This window comes from Ensifer sp. YR511 (assembly GCF_900103045.1).
GTDB classification, from domain to species: Bacteria; Pseudomonadota; Alphaproteobacteria; order Rhizobiales; family Rhizobiaceae; genus Ensifer; species Ensifer adhaerens.
The window spans coordinates 1-15,226 of record NZ_FNGR01000018.1; the positions used below are offsets into that span (position 1 = coordinate 1).

The following is a 15,226-nucleotide window of genomic DNA, read 5'->3' on the forward strand; positions in this document are numbered from 1 at the left end:
TCAAGTACAAGCAGGGTAACGACTATTTCCGCCACAACGGTGCCGGCGAGATGCTGGTGTTTTCCGCCGCCGACTTCGAGGACTTCCGCGAGCCGCGCCCGGACATGCCGCCGGAGATGGAGGGCGAACTCGAAGAGGTCGTGCGCATTCTTGCGGAGAACCGCTGGCCCTGGCGACTGCATGCCACCTATGACGAGACGATCACCCGTGCGCTCGACGTCTTCGAGAAGGTCAACCAGGATATCCCGCTTGAGGGCATCAACTGGTTCTTCGACCATGCGGAGACGATCTCTGACCGCTCGATCGACCGGATCGCCGCCCTTGGCGGCGGCATCGCCGTGCAGCACCGCATGGCCTATCAGGGCGAGTACTTCGTCGAGCGCTACGGCCATGGTGTCGCTGAAGCGACGCCGCCGGTGGCCAAGATGCTGGCAAAGGGCGTCAACGTCTCCGCCGGCACCGATGCGACCCGCGTCGCATCCTACAACCCCTGGGTTTCGCTGTCGTGGATGGTGACCGGCAAGACTGTCGGCGGCCTGCAGCTCTACCCGCGCGCCAACTGCCTCGATCGCGAGACGGCGCTTCGGATGTGGACCGAGAAGGTGCAGTGGTTTTCAAACGAGGAAGGCAAGAAAGGCCGGATTGAGAAAGGGCAGTTCGCCGACCTCATCGTGCCGAACAAGGATTTTTTCAACTGCGCCGAGGACGAGATTTCCTTCCTCACGTCAGAGCTCACGATGGTCGGCGGCAAGATCGTCTATGCGGCCGGCGAATTTGCCTCTCACGACGAGAACAAGGTGCCGCCGGCAATGCCCGACTGGTCGCCGGTCCGCACCTTCGGCGGTTATGCCGCCTGGGGTGAGCCCGAGGGCGCCGGAAAGCGCTCGCTCCGGCGCACCGCGATCACGTCGTGCGGCTGCGCCAGCGATTGCGGCGTCCATGGCCACGATCATGCCGGCGCCTGGACGTCGAAACTGCCGATCGCCGACCTTAAGGGTTTCTTCGGCGCGCTTGGATGCTCCTGCTGGGCGGTGTGACGATAGCGGAAGGGAAACGCAGAATGCGCACGAAAGCCGGCGCCGTCGCGATGGCCGCGGTCTCAATCTTGCTCAACGCATCGCTCGGACCGGAGCAGGCCTCGGCCTCGCCGACTGAGGGCGTCCGGCACCTCTCGGCGAAAGTCGTGGTGAACCATCCGCCGGCGAAGCATGGAGCCTACTACCAAGGCATATCCCAGAGCGCGATCACCGCTTTGAAATGGCCGAAAAATCGATGAGGGGCGGCTTTGCCGCCCATCAAGCCGAAGACCGCCTGACAAGGAAACGAAAGATTGAGCCCCTCTTCCCTCGAAAACCGTCTCGCCGTTCGCCTCCGGCCGGGCCTTTCCGGCAACCGTGTCATATTCGTCGGGTTGCTGGCGCTCTGCTCGGCCTATATCCAGGGACCCTTGACGAAAATTTTCGACTTCCCGGGCGCGCTTGCCGAGATGGAGCATTTCGGCCTCTATCCGGCACCGCTCTTTGCTGTCGGCGTCATCGTGTTTGAGCTTGCGATGTCGGCTCTCGTTCTCTCAGGCTTCTACCGCTGGGCGGCGGCAAGCGCGCTTGCGGCCTTCACGCTCGCCGCCACCTTGCTCGCATTCCGCTTCTGGGAACAGCCGCCCGGCATGGAGCGCGCGATGGCGACAAACGGTTTCTTCGAACATATCGGCCTTGCCGGCGCATTCGTGCTCGTTGCAGTCTATGATCTGCGCGAACGTGCATCCACGGAGAGGGGCGGCCAATGACGCAGGCAGCGACCAACAACGCCGGCACTTTCGCGCCCTTGCGCCAGAAGGTTTTCGCCGTGCTCTGGGTGGCGACCATCATCGGCAACACCGGCAGCTTCATCCGCGATGTCGCAAGCTCCTGGCTCGTCACCGACCTGTCGGCAACGCCCGCCGCCGTCTCGATGATCCAGGCGGCCGCGACGCTGCCGATCTTCCTGCTCGCCATTCCCGCCGGCGTGCTCTCCGATATTCTCGACCGACGCAAATTCCTGATCGTCGTGCAGTTCCTGCTCGCATCTGCGAGCCTCTGCCTGTTGTTCCTCTCTGCAAGCGGGCTGCAGTCGGTGACCTCGCTGATTGCGCTTACCTTTGTCGGTGGCATCGGCGCAGCGCTGGTTGCCCCCACCTGGCAGGCGATCGTGCCGGAGCTCGTGTCGCGACCGGACGTCAAGGGCGCGGTCGCGCTGAACTCGCTCGGCATCAACATCTCCCGCGCGATCGGCCCGGCGCTTGGCGGCTTGCTGCTTGCCTGGTTTGGCGCGGCCGTCACCTATGGCGTCGATGTCATCAGCTATGTCTTCGTCATTGCCGCATTGGTCTGGTGGCGGCGGCAGGTGCCGGAGGACGACGCGCTCGCCGAGCGCTTCCTCGGCGCCTTCCGGGCCGGCCTGCGCTATGCGCGCGCCAGCCGCGAGCTGCATGTGGTGCTTTTGCGTGCAGCCGTGTTTTTCGCTTTTTCAAGTGCGATCTGGGCGCTGCTGCCGCTGGTCGCCCGCCAGCTTCTCGGCGGCGGCGCCAGCTTCTACGGCATCCTGCTCGGCGCCGTCGGCGCCGGCGCAATCGGCGGCGCGCTGGTGATGCCGCGCTTGCGGGCCCGGATGGATGCCGACGGATTGCTGCTTTTGTCCGCGGTCCTGACCGCCGCCGTCATGGGCGTGCTTTCCTTCGCGCCGGCGCAATGGGTGGCGGTGGCGGCGCTGCTCGTCTGTGGTGCGGCCTGGATCACGGCGTTGACGACGCTGAACAGCACCGCGCAAGCGATCCTGCCCAACTGGGTGCGCGGACGCACGCTCGCCGTCTATCTGACCGTCTTCAACGGCGCGATGACCGGCGGGAGCCTTGCCTGGGGCGCGACCGCCTCGGCGATCGGCGTGCCCTTCACGCTCGCCGTGGCGGCCATCGGCCTTCTCTGCGTCGGCTTCGCCTTCCACGCCATGAAGCTGCCGAAAGGTGAGGCGGATCTCATACCTTCCAATCATTGGCCGGAGCCGCTGACCAGCGAGCCGGTCGAACACGACCGCGGACCGGTTCTCGTCCTGATCGAATATACGATCGACAAGGCTGATCGGTCCGAGTTCCTGAAGGCGCTCGCCCGCCTGTCGCACGAGCGGCGGCGCGACGGCGCCTATGGCTGGGGCGTGACCGAGGACGCGGCCGATCCCGGACGGCTGGTCGAATGGTTTATGGTCGAATCCTGGGCAGAGCATCTGCGCCAGCACAAGCGCGTGTCGAAGGCCGATGCCGACATCCAGGACGATGTCCGCCGCTACCACAAGGGGCCGGCCGCGCCGGTCGTCAACCACTTTCTCGCGATCAACCACCCCCATCTCGGTTGACGCCGACCGCACGTCCCGGCGCGGATCTCGCGCCGCGGCCACATCTGGAAGACATACACCCAACCCAAACAAAGGAACCGTTCCCATGACCGAGAACTTCGTCAGGACTGAAGACGGCGTCGATATCTTCTACAAGGATTGGGGCTCGGGCCAGCCCATCGTCTTTCACCATGGCTGGCCGCTGTCGGCGGACGATTGGGATGCGCAGATGCTCTATTTCGTCAGCAAGGGCTACCGGGTCATCGCCCATGACCGCCGCGGCCATGGCCGTTCGACGCAGGTGAGCGAGGGACACGACATTGCACACTACGCGAAGGATGTTGCGGCGCTGACCACCAAGCTCGGCCTCAGCGATGCAATCCACATCGGTCACTCCACCGGTGGCGGCGAAGCGGTGGCTTACGTGGCGCGCCACGGCGGCGGCCGGGTTTCCAAGCTGATCATCGTCGGCGCCGTGCCGCCGATCATGGTCAAGACCGAAAACAATCCGGGCGGCCTGCCGATCGAGGTGTTCGACGGTTTCCGGGCGGCGCTTGCTGCCAACCGCGCCCAGTTCTTTCTCGACGTTCCGGCCGGCCCGTTCTACGGCTACAACCGCCCGGGTGCCGAAGTATCGGAAGGCGTCGTCCGCAACTGGTGGCGTCAGGGCATGATGGGCAGCGCCAAGGCCCATTACGAAGGCATCAAGGCCTTCTCCGAAACCGACTTCACCGAAGACCTGAAGGCGATCGACGTGCCGACGCTGGTCATGCACGGCGACGACGACCAGATCGTGCCGATCGACGACAGCGCGCGACTGGCGGTGAAGCTGCTGAAGAACGGCACGCTCAAGGTCTATGAGGGTTATCCACATGGCATGTTGACAACCCATGCCGATGTCATCAATCCCGACCTGCTCGCCTTCATTAAGGCCTAAAGCTCGGGCACGGTCCGCGGTGTCCGGGTATTGCGGACCGTGCCGGGACAACGCTACTGCATGGTTCCCTATTCATCGCCGGTTTTGCGGACGGAACATGCAGCGCTTCGAAGCGCTACAGCGCCCTCTATGCGCCTCAAAGGCGCGCGGCGCTGTAGTGCCGGCGCCGCACCGACAGCGTCGCGCAGCCGCGCCGATCCTGGATCTTATCGCGAGTTTCAGCGCGCCCGCTTCGGCCGGCGAACAGCCCGGACGACGCCGCTCGGCCCGCCGCCACAGAAGAAGCGCTCGCCGCCATCGGACTCCAGGCCCGATACGCCCATTCCGGACGGCATGGCGACCGTTTCGAGCACGACTCCCGTTTGCGGATCGATGCGCCTGATATCGCTTTCGTCACCCTCCCAGGTGCCGTGCCAGAGTTCGCCGTCGACCCAGGTCACCCCGGTCACGACGCGCTTGGATTCGATCGTGCGCAGGATTGCGCCGTTCTCGGGATCGATCTGATGAATTTTGCGGCCCCGATGCTGCCCAACCCAAAGCGTGCCCTCGGCCCAGGCAAGGCCGGAATCGCCGCCACCGCCTGGCGCCGGGATTGTCGCGAGAATTTTCCCGGTTTCCGGATCGATCTTCTGGATGCGATCTTCGGCGATCTGGAAGAGGTGCTTGCCGTCAAACGCCGTACCGGCATGCGCGGCGACGTCGATCGAGCGGACGGGCGCACCGTTTTCCGGGTCGAAGGCGTTGATCGTGTCACCGGCGGCGAACCATACGTTCCGGCCGTCGAAGGTGACGCCATGGACCTGGTCTGCCCCGGGGAACGGGCCATATATCTGGATGATTTCGGCTTCGGATCTTTTCATGGGTCTGATCCTATTCGTTTGGCAAAGGGCCAGGGAGTAACAACACTGTCGGGAATGCGGCAATCGGCGGCACGACCCAGCGCCGTGCCCGCCCGCGCCCGATCGGCATAACCTTGCCTTGCGAGGCGAGCTCTTCGAGCGCCCGCTGCACGGTGCGCGCGCTGGCGTCGAGCGCGATTGCGAGCGCCGAACTTGACCAGGCCTCGCCGTCCGCCAGCAGCGCCCGCATCGTCGCATGTCGCTCGTCGACCGGCGGGGCAAGGACGACGACCGTGTGCTTGCCGTGCGGCACCAGCCGGAAGCCATCGCTCGTCGCCGTGATATCCGCAAGCGGGCGCAGTTCCTCGCGCAGCCGGCCGATTTCGACACGCAGCCTTGCCCGGTGGGATTCGTCGACATGTCGTGCGCCGAAGGCCCGGGCGAGCAAGGTTCGCCTTGAGACGTCTCCCGGCCAGGCTTCGCCCAGCGCGCGCGCCAGCGCAAAGAGCACCGGCCGAGTGGCAAGCGTGCACAAGGTCGCTTGTCTTCGGACGAGGTTCCGGCAGGCGTCGATGACGAGGGCGCCGGAAGCAAGCAGCTCTTCGACCTCGCCAAGCAGCAGCGAGCGCTCTTCCCCATCCGCCATGAGGCGGGCAGCCGGCGCTTTAAGCACGGCGGCCGCGTTTTCAACTTCCAAGATCAGGGCCGGAATGCCGGTCGCCCGTGCCGCTTCGCCCGCCCGCCCGAAGGCGGCGGTGGCGGCCTCGGTTCGCAACCGGCGCACGGCGATGCCGGCGAGCGCCAGGTCGTGGGCGGCTTTCGACAGCGGTGTCAGCCGCGCCGTATCGATATCGGCAAGCAAGTTCTCGGCCTCGTCCAGACGGCCGATCAAGAGCAGGCGCCGTGCCCCGAGATTGCGGGCGTGGGCGGCGTTGAGGTGGTCGCCATGGGTTTCGAGCGTCGAGCGGGCGGCGTCGAGCGCCCGCATCGGCCAGGAAAGATCACGGGAGACGATGGCGATCTCTGCCTCGGCGACGATGCACCGCGCCCGCGCTACCGCTTCCTTCGTGCCGAAGGCGCGCGCGGCGTTCTTCAGCAGGACCTTTGCGCGGGTGAAGTCTCCAAGCTGGGCCATGGCGATGCCGCGCAGCGCCAGTGCCGGCGGATCGTCGCGTAGCGCCACCCGCTTCAGCGCGCCGAGCGGGTCGCCCGACGCCAGTGCTCGCGCCGCGGCGGTGATCAGCGAATCCATCGAAATCCCGTCACACTTGTCACTCCCGCAAGCCGTGTTCCAGCCTTTATCTATCTCTCAGGTGGCAACGGACAACAGAAAGAAGCTTCGTCGCACAATCAAGCGGAAACAGTCGGGCGCATGCCTTCAAGGCTGCATCGAATGTGAATCTGCACCTATTATGAAATTCTTTCGAAGCTCCTGTCGGCTTGGCACCGGCGTGAGCGTCTTTCAATCGGGCGGGTGAGGGGATGTCCCAGGCACGGTCCGTCGCGCGATCAGGTTGCACAATTTTTCGGCGTGGCCGGACGTCGGGCCGGGCGGATTTAAGGAGATTTGCAATGACCAATTTGCATTACCGTTGGGTCATCGTGGCGGCGGGCGGGCTGCTCGGCTGCCTGGCGATCGGCGCCATGTTTTCGCTTCCGGTGTTCCTGCTGCCGATTTCGCGCGACACCGGCTGGTCGGTGACAGGCGTTTCGAGCGCCATGACCATCGGCTTCCTGGCCATGGCATTTGCCAGCATCGCTTGGGGCAGCCTTTCCGACCGATGGGGCGCGCGTCCGATCGTGCTCATCGGCTCGGTGCTCTTGGCCGTCAGCCTGATGGCAGCGAGCTGGACGACCTCGCTGATCGCCTTCCAGATCCTTTTCGGTGTCGTGGTCGGCACCGCGACGGCGGCGATCTTCGCGCCGATGATGGCTTGCGTTACCGGCTGGTTCGATACGCATCGCAGCCTCGCGGTCTCGCTCGTCTCGGCCGGTATGGGCATGGCGCCGATGACGATGTCGCCCTTTGCCGCCTGGCTGGTATCCGCCTACGACTGGAGAACCGCTCTGCAGATCATCGCGCTGGTCGTTGCCGTCATCATGATCCCGGTCTCGTTTCTCGTTCGCCAGGCGCCGGCACTTGCCGACGGCGCTGCCGCGGCCTCGCCCGGGGAAGAGCCCCATTCGTCGATGACGACCAGCCAGGTGCTGAAATCGCCGCTCTTCATCATCCTGCTTCTGACCAACTTCTTCTGCTGCGCCACCCATTCCGGCCCGATCTTCCACACGGTGAGCTACGCGATCACCTGCGGCATTCCGGTCATGGCGGCCGTGTCGATCTACAGCGTCGAGGGTCTTGCCGGCATGGGCGGCCGCGTCGTCTTCGGTCTGCTCGGCGACCGTTTCGGGGCCAAACGTGTGCTCGTTCTTGGACTTCTGGCCCAGGCCTTCGGCGCGCTTGCCTATGTCTTTGCCGCCGGGCTCGGCTCGTTCTATGCGGTCGCCGCCCTGTTCGGCTTCATCTATGCGGGCGTCATGCCGCTCTATGCGGTGCTTGCCCGCGAGAATTTCCCCTTGCGGATGATGGGGACGGTGATCGGGGGGACGGCCATGGCTGGCAGCCTTGGCATGGCGACGGGACCGATTGCCGGGGGCCTGATCTATGATGCGCTGGCAAGCTACACCTGGCTTTACATCGGTTCCTGGGGCATCGGCCTCGGCGCGTTCCTGATCGCGCTCGCCTTCCGGCCGGCGCCGCGCTACCAGGCGGCGGTGGCCGCGGCCTGATGCGAGCGTGCTGACAGCGAGAGAAAGGGCTCCGCCTGGGAAGGGGAGCCCTTTGGATCATTGCAGGCGCTGATCCGCGTCCGTCTTAGCGGTCGTCTATCCGGACCGTTCGTGCGCCGACATGCAGCGCCCGGCCGGCGCCGAGACCCATGATCGCCACGCCGATGCCGAGCGCGATGAAGAGAACGGCGCTGGCGGCGAAGCTGCCGGTCCAGCTGCGGATGAAGCCGACAAGCAGGGGGCCGATGGCGGCAAGCACGTAGCCGACGCCCTGGGCCATGCCGGAGAGATGGGCCGCCACGTGCGAATCGGGCGAGCGCAGCACAATGAGGGTCATCGCCGCAGCAATCAGGCCGCCCTGTCCGATCCCTTGCAGAACGGCCCAGGCGAGCACCGTCGAGAGCGGCGCGAAAAGGATGCCGATCAGTGCGATGACGGCGGCGGCGACGAGCGCCACGCAGACGGCGCGCTGGTCGCGGCGCCTTACGGCGAAGGATGGCACGAGCAGGCAGGTGACGACCTGCATCATGATCGAGGCGGAGACGACCGCACCGGCAGTTGCGGCATCGAGGCCACGCTCACGCAGGATCGGCGCCATCCAGCCGAAGACGCAATAGGCGAGTGCGGATTGCAGACCCATGAAGAGCGTCACCTGCCAGGCGAGCCGATCGCGCCAGAGGCCGACGACGCGGAAGCCGCTATGGCGGGCTTGCGCCTTGCCGCGCAGCGCCTGCGGTGCCCAGATCATCAGCACGATGAGGGCGGGTACCGCCCAGGCCGCGAGCGCGCCGGACCAGGAGCCGACCACATGGTGTTCGATCGTCAGCGTCAGGCCGGCGGCGCTGGCAGCACCGGCGCAGAGCGCCATGGTATAGAGGCCCGTCATCATCGCGGCGCGGTCGGGAAAGTCACGCTTGACGAGCCCGGGAAGCAGCACGTTGCCGATCGCGATCGCCGCACCTGCCGCAAATGTCGAAAGGAAAAGCAGCGGCACGGACTGAACGCCGCGCAGACCCGTGCCGAGCGTCAGCAGGACGAGCACCCCGAGAAGCGTGCGTTCGGCACCGAAGCGTTGGGCGAGCTTCGGCGCAAGCGGCGCGAAAAGGCCGAGGCAGAGCACCGGCAGGGTGGTGAGCACGCTGGCGCTGGCGGTGGAAAGGCCGGTCGCCTGCATCACCTCGGGCAGCAGCACCGAGAGACTTGAAAACAGCGGCCTGAGGTTGAAAGCGATGAGCACGAGGCTGGCGCCCAGCAGGATGCGGGCGCTGCGGCTCAGCACCGGTGGTTGCGGTGCCGGCAGGCTGTCGGCCTCGGCATCGATAAGCTGGTTTTCGATGTCCAGCGGTTCGGCGGCTTCGGCTTTGTGGGGATCACGAAAAGTCTGGTTCATTGGGAAAGTAGCCGATCAAGTTCAGCGAGGACGGGGGCCATGAACGCCCGAACGGCGGCCGCGGCCTTGTCCGGATCACTGGCCGCAATGGCCTCGACGATCGCCGCATGCGCCCGGTCGTCCGGCTCCGGCAGGTCGCCTGACAGCGTCGAGTGAATGGTTTCGAGAATGGCCGAAGTGAAAAAGTCATAGAGCTCGACGATGGCCCTGTTGCCGGAGGCCTCGACGATCGACCGATGAAAGGCAATGTCGCGCCGTCCGAAGGCCTCACGCCCACCATCGGAAACCGTGCCGCGGGCGAGAAGAAGGCGCTTCATATGTTCCAGATCCTTGGGCGTATGCCGCAGCGCCGCCAGGCGGGCGGCTTCCACGTCGAGGGCCGCGCGCGCCTCCCATTGGTCGCGCAGGCTCGCCCGCTTGACGCGGTCAAGCGCGCCCGAGCTATCGACCGTCGAGCGGACATAGGTGCCGGAGCCCTGGCGGGCGTCGAGCAGCCCCTTCGAGATCAGGACCCGAACGGCCTCCCGCACGGTTCCGCGGCTCACCGCCAGAAGCTCGGTCAGCGCCGTCTCGTTGGGAATGCGTTCGCCGATAGCCCAGCGGCCGCTGAGGATTTCCGCCCGCAGGCTTTCGGCAGCGCTCTCGGCAAGGTTGGTACGATTGATCGGTTTCATTGTCTGCTCATCAAGTCATCAGATGATTTGATGGATAGGGTGAGGCGTTCGCAGAGTCAAGCGTGACGACGGGGAATGAAGAAGGCGTCGCAGCGTCGTGCGGCCGGTTTCGGCGACGGATTTGTCGATGGCTGGGGTGCGGAAGCGCTGGCGCGCGGAATCGCGGTCGCGCGCCGGTCGGCGCGCGATACTCAGGCTTTAGCTACGGGAATCCAGTCCCGGCACCGCGTGATCTCAGTTGAGCCTGAGATCGAGGCCGGGATGCAGCTTCTTGAGGTTCGGCAGCGATTTCGACTGCCACGGGATCTCAGAGGTTCCGCGCACCGTCAATTGCACGTTCGGGCGGTTGCGTGCCTCGATCGTCAGCTTGGCGAGCAGGTTGATCCCGGACGAGTTCAGGAACTGCAGTTCGGTGAGGTCGATCGTGATGTGCTCAGGCTCGGTCTCCAGAACGCCCATCACCGTCGAGAAGATCGGGGCATAGGCCTCCGTTCCCGGCAGCCGCATCGTGCCTTCAAAATGAATATCGTTGCCTTCGGACCAAACGCGATACTCTTCTTCGTCCTTGTTTTCCATGTTCACCGGCTCATCAGTTCGAGAGGTCTGGGACCGCAATGGAGGCATAAGTCTCCAATGAGGTTTCGCCGTCGTCACCCTGGGCGCCAAAAACCCAAGCGAAACGAACGCCATAATCGCTCATCAGCGTCAAAAGACCAAGCCCCGAGCCGCTCTTGCCGAGCCCGGTTGCGTTGGCTTCGATGCGCTCGATGAGCAGGTCGCCCGGGTCGCCGTCGGCGATCTCGGACAAAAGATCCTGGAAGCGCGCAGCCGCTTCGTTGTCGATCACGTTCGACACTTTCGTGCGGAAGCTGTGGCCTTCGAGGGCGGCCTCGACGACCACGGAACCGGAAGCGCGGAACTTCACGGCATTCTCGACCAGTTCGTTGGTGAGGTAGCCGATGTTGTGGCGCACTTCCCGATAGGTGTTGCGCGACGCGCGATAGCGCAGCGCCGCCAGTTCGGCGACGAAATCCGAAGCCATGGCGCAATGCTTCCAGCTGAGATCCAGCGGCCCGTCGTAAAGACGCAGCCGGGTCATCTTCTGGTGGGCGCCGATCGTCAGGTCCGCCAGTCCGTAGAGCGTGGTCATCTGATCACCTGTGTCTCATGACGACGAGCGTGATGTCGTCGTAGATCTTCTGCTTGCCGATATGCGCCATCAGGTCGTTGATGATACCCGATTTGACGTCCTCGGCGCTCTGTCCGTAAAACTTTCCGGCACTCTCGCACAGTCGCTCGATGCCAAACAGTTCGCCCTTGGCGTTCGCTGCCTCGGTCACGCCGTCCGTATGCAGCACGATCATGTCGCCGCGGCCGAACGAGATCTCGCGGGTGGCAACAAAGCGCGAAATGTCCGATTCCAGGCCAATCGGCAGGCCGAGGTCGAGCGTGTCGATCCGCTCGATTTCCGCACCCTTGCGCACGACGATCAGTTCCTCGTGCTGCCCCGACAGCGTCAGGCGGCCCTGGTCGTAGTCGAGGAAGGCCAACGACAGATGCTTGTCAGTGTTGGTGCGCACGATGTTCTTGTAGATGGCGCGGTTGAGGCGGTTGAGAAACTGCTCCGGGTCCATGTCGCCGGCTTCCTGCAGGGCCCTTGCGACCGACTGCACCATCAGCATCAGCACCCCGCTTTCGAGGCCATGACCGGTCACGTCGCCGATGCCGATCTTCAGCCGCTCACCGTCGCGCAGCACATCGTAGTAGTCGCCGCCCACCTCGTCGGCCGGGCGCATATAGGCGGCGATTTCGAGATCGGCGATTTCCGCGAGCTCGCCGGCCTTCGGCAGCACCATCATCTGGATCTGCTTGGCGACGGCGAGTTCGGCGCCAAGGCGCAGGTTCTCGCTGCGCAGTTGGGTATTCAGCGTCGAAATCTGATGGTTGGCGTCCTCGAGCTGCTTGGTGCGTTCGGTCACCAGGTTTTCGAGGTTCTCGGTATGGTAGCTGATCTCCTCAGCCATTCTATTGAACGCGATAGCGGCTTCACCGACTTCGTCGCGCGTCGTGATGGGCACACGGACGGAGTAGTCCTTCGCCTCGATGCTGGTTGCCGCTCCGGCGAGCGCGCTGATGCCGCGGGTAACCCGCTTGGAGATGCCGAATACGGCGAGCGTGACGAACAGCAGCGAAGCGAGCAGGGCCAGGATCTGATAGATGAGGATGCGGTTCGTCGCTTCAGAGATACTCGCCTGTGCCGCAAACAGCGAGGCATAGATTTCGCGCTCCGGCACGACGATGCCGATCGACATGGTCTCGCGGCGCACCGGGCCGGAAACCCAGAGGTTCTCCGGCTCGAGCTGCTTGAGGAGAATGAGATAGGGGACCTTCTCACCACTCTCATCGAGCAGCACCCGCTGAATGGCGCCATCCGTGCCAAGCGGCAGCTCTGCGATCGCGGGCTGCGCGCTGCGGCGCAGCGAGCGCTCCAACCCGGTGACGCCTTGTCCACCCGTGTCGCTGGAGCGCCGCAGGCCGATCACCTTTTCGCCGACCGGATTGATGGCAAGCACGTTGCCGTCGGACATCACCAGAAATCCGAAGCCGCTGTCGCCGACCTTGACGCTTTCGACAACCTCGGCCAGCTGGTCGAGCGTGATATCGGTTCCGGTTGCTCCGGCGACACCTTTGCGGTCGGGCGTCCAGAGCGGCTGGAAGAAACTGACGATCAGTTTGCCCGAGGCGGCATCGGTGTAAGGTGCAGTTTGCGTGGTATCGGCTGCAACGGGCCTGAGGCTCGGTTGCTTCGCCCATTCCTCCCAGGACTCATAGAGGCCGGGGAAGAAGAAGTTCCAGAAGTTGGCTTCGTTATGGCCGGGGTAGAGACGGTCGAACGTCTGCGCCTGATCCGCATAGGGCGCCATCCGCAAGATCGGCCGCTCTTTTGGTCCGACGTAGTACATCTGCAGTTTGGAGCGGCCGTGCGCAAGCAGGGCGGGCGCAACCAGATCAAGAACGGCGCTGTTCTCGATATCGGCCTGTACCTCGGGTAGTGGCCGATGGTCGGGGCCAAGGAGATAGCTCCAGACGCTTACGCTCGAGAGCGGCCCCGGAAGGTTCTGCGCCCACCCACCTTTGGCATCGTAAGTGACGGTAACGGACTCCGGTGCGTGCCGCGCAAGTGCCTCACCGACGTCGGACCGGCGCACGGGGCGGTCGATCTGCGCCTGGATTACGCCCGCGAGCGTGGCGACGTCGGCGTGAACCTGGCCGAGCAGAAGATTAACCCGCGCGGCCGTCGATTCCGCGTAGGTGAGCATGTAGTCTTCGTTGGCGTTTTGCAGGCCCTGTCCGACTTCCGTCGTCGCGTCGCGCGACAGTCTTTGAACGTTCCAGAGCGCCAGCCCGCCTGTCAGCAGGAGGTCGAAGAGCACGGCGCTGCCGACGACCAGCACGAACTTGGCGCGAAAGGATCTCAAACCGAACCGGGGACGTTTGATATTGCTCGCGCTCATAGTGGTTTGCGCCCGGACGCTGCCCAGATCGGCCAGCCCGCATAGCCCTTCGGATGCAGTGCAGCGAAGATGTGATCCCGGAAGCCCTGGCGGAACCGCTCGATGAATTCGGGTGTTTCGCCGTGCCTCACCGCCATGTCCGCAAACATCTTCTCCCAGCCGGCGATGATATCGGCGAAATCCTGTGGGTCACCGTCCAGATTGGTGACCATGAAGGATTCGACCAGGATGTCGTCGAAGCCCGTGTCGGCAAGATAGCGCCGGCTCTTCGGCCCGAACTCCACATCTATCTCGAAATTGCCCAAAAGCCGCGCGAGCTCATTGTAGGTCCATTGGATGCTTTGCGCCCGCGGTTCGCCGAGGCAGTGCGAGTTCTTCTCGTTGGTGATGTAGACGCGGCCGCCCGGCTTCACGATCCGATAGAGTTCCTTGAGAAGCAGCTCCGGCTGATTGAAGACCTGCAGCGAGTGGCGGCAACTCACGAAGTCGAACTGGTTGTCCTCAAGCAGCATCTCCGACGCGTCGCCGTAGGTGTATTCGATACCCGTCACGCCGAACTCGGCGGCCACCTTGCGGGCATAGGCGAGGCTCGGCTTCGAGTGGTCGAGCGCGACGATCCGCGACGGCTGGAACTCCTTCTGCGCGAGAACGGCGAAATCGCCGATGCCGCAGCAGATGTCGGCCACGGCGATGCCGGGCCGCATGCCGTGGCGCGGCAGGATGGTGCGCTCGTGGCGCCACGTCAATTTCGTCTGCGCGCGCAGGATTGGAATGAAGCTCGTATCCTCGAAGTAGTCCTGGCCGGGATAGAACATCGAATCATAGACCTCGACGGAGATCTGCGGCTCGATTGTGCTCAGGTGCCGGAACATGCGCGTCGTCCAGCTGACGACGCTTGACGTGATGACGATCAGGCGCAGGTCCGACCGCTCCCGGCAGGCGTCGAGGGCGACCCGGATGAAGGCCTGGAAGGCCGTGTTGTTCATCTGGATGAGGCGCTTCACATCGATATAGAGAACGCCGCGCACCGTATCGATGGCTTCCCTCAGCGCATGGATACTCTCGGCGATTTCATCGATCGAACGCGGCCGAATCGTTCCGGCAAGCGAGAAGATCTGGCTGTTCGGATCGAAGTCGACCTTGAAACGCTGAGGAAGGCTCGCCGCCATCAACTCACCATTCCTTCAAGAGGAAGATCCACGATCAGGGTGATGGCCGGAGCCGCAGCCTCGTCAAGCCGGAGGCGGGCGTCATAGTTGACCGCCAGGTCCAGAAGCACCGATTCCCGGCTGGGGGCAAGGTCGTTGGAAATGGCGTCGAGATAGCGGGCCTGGGCATCGCTCTCATGGGTTTTCGAAACAGCCTCGCGATAGAAGCGCGCCTGACCAGGTGGGCATGGAAAGCTCAGTTGAACCCGTTCCGTGGCGCCTTGGCGATAGATCGACAGGCCGATCTTTCCGTCGGTGGTGCCGCCGCGAAACGAAACCTCCAGAAGCTCGTTGAGGGCGGAGGAAAAGAAGTTGGAATGCCGTACCGGATCGGTCCTGTTGTGGCTGATCATCCGGGCGAGGTAGCTCGAGACATGATCGCAATGGTGCCAGTCCGAAAGGAAATCTTCCATCTCCATATCGAACTGAAGCAGCGGCTCGAAAGCCGTTTCCGTGGTCTTATTGACACTAGCACCCATGCAGCAATGTCCTCCGCACCCCGAACTCTGCCAC

The 15,226-nt window shown here is 64.2% G+C and carries 15 protein-coding genes; 6 read left to right on the forward strand and 9 right to left on the reverse strand.

Going from position 1 to position 15,226, the window contains the following annotated elements; all coding sequences use genetic code 11:
• The 5 genes from BLU15_RS25090 to BLU15_RS25110 form a co-directional block, all read left to right on the forward strand.
• Window positions 1–1,037 (forward strand): amidohydrolase family protein (locus tag BLU15_RS25090; protein WP_143034256.1); only part of this gene is annotated, 1,037 nt, incomplete at its 5' end.
• A 23-nt stretch (window positions 1,038–1,060) separates the two neighbouring features.
• Window positions 1,061–1,276, forward strand: coding sequence for a hypothetical protein (locus tag BLU15_RS25095; RefSeq protein ID WP_060520016.1), 216 nt, complete (start codon window positions 1,061–1,063; stop codon window positions 1,274–1,276).
• Window positions 1,277–1,330: 54 nt separating this feature from the next.
• Window positions 1,331–1,786 carry a DoxX family protein gene (locus tag BLU15_RS25100; RefSeq protein ID WP_090299074.1) on the forward strand — a complete coding sequence of 152 codons (456 nt, stop codon included), beginning with the start codon at window positions 1,331–1,333 and terminating at the stop codon, window positions 1,784–1,786.
• Window positions 1,783–3,384: an MFS transporter gene (locus tag BLU15_RS25105; RefSeq protein ID WP_090299078.1), complete on the forward strand. Its 1,602-nt coding sequence runs from the start codon at window positions 1,783–1,785 to the stop codon at window positions 3,382–3,384. The genes BLU15_RS25100 and BLU15_RS25105 overlap by 4 nt, the downstream gene beginning before the upstream one ends.
• Before the next feature lie 85 nt (window positions 3,385–3,469).
• Window positions 3,470–4,300 (forward strand): alpha/beta fold hydrolase, encoded by an 831-nt coding sequence (locus BLU15_RS25110; protein WP_060520010.1) that lies wholly within the window; start codon window positions 3,470–3,472, stop codon window positions 4,298–4,300.
• A gap of 218 nt (window positions 4,301–4,518) precedes the next feature.
• Here BLU15_RS25110 and BLU15_RS25115 read toward each other — a convergent pair whose 3' ends face one another.
• Window positions 4,519–5,160 (reverse strand): Vgb family protein, encoded by a 642-nt coding sequence (locus tag BLU15_RS25115; RefSeq protein WP_090299081.1) that lies wholly within the window; start codon window positions 5,158–5,160, stop codon window positions 4,519–4,521.
• Window positions 5,161–5,170: 10 nt separating this feature from the next.
• Complete coding sequence (locus BLU15_RS25120) at window positions 5,171–6,391, reverse strand: hypothetical protein (protein WP_034790274.1); 1,221 nt, start codon at window positions 6,389–6,391, stop codon at window positions 5,171–5,173.
• A gap of 320 nt (window positions 6,392–6,711) precedes the next feature.
• Here BLU15_RS25120 and BLU15_RS25125 point away from each other — a divergent pair, with 320 nt between their 5' ends.
• A complete protein-coding gene (locus BLU15_RS25125) occupies window positions 6,712–7,926 on the forward strand; it encodes an MFS transporter (protein ID WP_090299083.1) in 1,215 nt (404 codons plus the stop codon).
• Window positions 7,927–8,011: 85 nt separating this feature from the next.
• Here the strand turns inward: BLU15_RS25125 and BLU15_RS25130 are convergent, their stop codons facing one another.
• The 7 genes from BLU15_RS25130 to BLU15_RS25160 form a co-directional block, all read right to left on the reverse strand.
• On the reverse strand, window positions 8,012–9,316 hold the full coding sequence (locus BLU15_RS25130) for a CynX/NimT family MFS transporter (RefSeq protein ID WP_090299086.1): 1,305 nt from the start codon (window positions 9,314–9,316) through the stop codon (window positions 8,012–8,014).
• Window positions 9,313–9,990, reverse strand: a complete 678-nt coding sequence (locus BLU15_RS25135; protein WP_090299089.1) for a FadR/GntR family transcriptional regulator — start codon at window positions 9,988–9,990, stop codon at window positions 9,313–9,315. The genes BLU15_RS25130 and BLU15_RS25135 overlap by 4 nt, the downstream gene beginning before the upstream one ends.
• Before the next feature lie 234 nt (window positions 9,991–10,224).
• Window positions 10,225–10,566 carry a slr1659 superfamily regulator gene (locus BLU15_RS25140; RefSeq protein WP_034790268.1) on the reverse strand — a complete coding sequence of 114 codons (342 nt, stop codon included), beginning with the start codon at window positions 10,564–10,566 and terminating at the stop codon, window positions 10,225–10,227.
• 13 nt (window positions 10,567–10,579) lie between these two features.
• Window positions 10,580–11,140 (reverse strand): slr1658 superfamily regulator, encoded by a 561-nt coding sequence (locus BLU15_RS25145; protein WP_034790266.1) that lies wholly within the window; start codon window positions 11,138–11,140, stop codon window positions 10,580–10,582.
• Window positions 11,141–11,144: 4 nt separating this feature from the next.
• Window positions 11,145–13,505 (reverse strand): SpoIIE family protein phosphatase, encoded by a 2,361-nt coding sequence (locus BLU15_RS25150; RefSeq protein WP_090299092.1) that lies wholly within the window; start codon window positions 13,503–13,505, stop codon window positions 11,145–11,147.
• The gene (locus BLU15_RS25155; protein ID WP_090299095.1) at window positions 13,502–14,674 is read right to left on the reverse strand and encodes a class I SAM-dependent methyltransferase; all 1,173 of its coding nucleotides are present in this window, start codon (window positions 14,672–14,674) and stop codon (window positions 13,502–13,504) included. The genes BLU15_RS25150 and BLU15_RS25155 overlap by 4 nt, the downstream gene beginning before the upstream one ends.
• Window positions 14,674–15,192 (reverse strand): ubiquinone biosynthesis methyltransferase UbiE, encoded by a 519-nt coding sequence (locus BLU15_RS25160; RefSeq protein WP_090299098.1) that lies wholly within the window; start codon window positions 15,190–15,192, stop codon window positions 14,674–14,676. The genes BLU15_RS25155 and BLU15_RS25160 overlap by 1 nt, the downstream gene beginning before the upstream one ends.
• Window positions 15,193–15,226: the final 34 nt, after the last annotated feature.

Coding starts and splice junctions, on each gene's coding strand:
- BLU15_RS25125 (WP_090299083.1), top strand. CDS start 6,712: ATGACCAATTTGCATTACCGTTGGGTCATCGTGGCGGCGGGCGGGCTG.
- BLU15_RS25105 (WP_090299078.1), top strand. CDS start 1,783: ATGACGCAGGCAGCGACCAACAACGCCGGCACTTTCGCGCCCTTGCGC.
- BLU15_RS25130 (WP_090299086.1), bottom strand. CDS start 9,316: ATGAACCAGACTTTTCGTGATCCCCACAAAGCCGAAGCCGCCGAACCG.
- BLU15_RS25155 (WP_090299095.1), bottom strand. CDS start 14,674: ATGGCGGCGAGCCTTCCTCAGCGTTTCAAGGTCGACTTCGATCCGAAC.
- BLU15_RS25095 (WP_060520016.1), top strand. CDS start 1,061: ATGCGCACGAAAGCCGGCGCCGTCGCGATGGCCGCGGTCTCAATCTTG.
- BLU15_RS25120 (WP_034790274.1), bottom strand. CDS start 6,391: ATGGATTCGCTGATCACCGCCGCGGCGCGAGCACTGGCGTCGGGCGAC.
- BLU15_RS25160 (WP_090299098.1), bottom strand. CDS start 15,192: ATGGGTGCTAGTGTCAATAAGACCACGGAAACGGCTTTCGAGCCGCTG.
- BLU15_RS25135 (WP_090299089.1), bottom strand. CDS start 9,990: ATGAAACCGATCAATCGTACCAACCTTGCCGAGAGCGCTGCCGAAAGC.
- BLU15_RS25115 (WP_090299081.1), bottom strand. CDS start 5,160: ATGAAAAGATCCGAAGCCGAAATCATCCAGATATATGGCCCGTTCCCC.
- BLU15_RS25110 (WP_060520010.1), top strand. CDS start 3,470: ATGACCGAGAACTTCGTCAGGACTGAAGACGGCGTCGATATCTTCTAC.
- BLU15_RS25145 (WP_034790266.1), bottom strand. CDS start 11,140: ATGACCACGCTCTACGGACTGGCGGACCTGACGATCGGCGCCCACCAG.
- BLU15_RS25150 (WP_090299092.1), bottom strand. CDS start 13,505: ATGAGCGCGAGCAATATCAAACGTCCCCGGTTCGGTTTGAGATCCTTT.
- BLU15_RS25140 (WP_034790268.1), bottom strand. CDS start 10,566: ATGGAAAACAAGGACGAAGAAGAGTATCGCGTTTGGTCCGAAGGCAAC.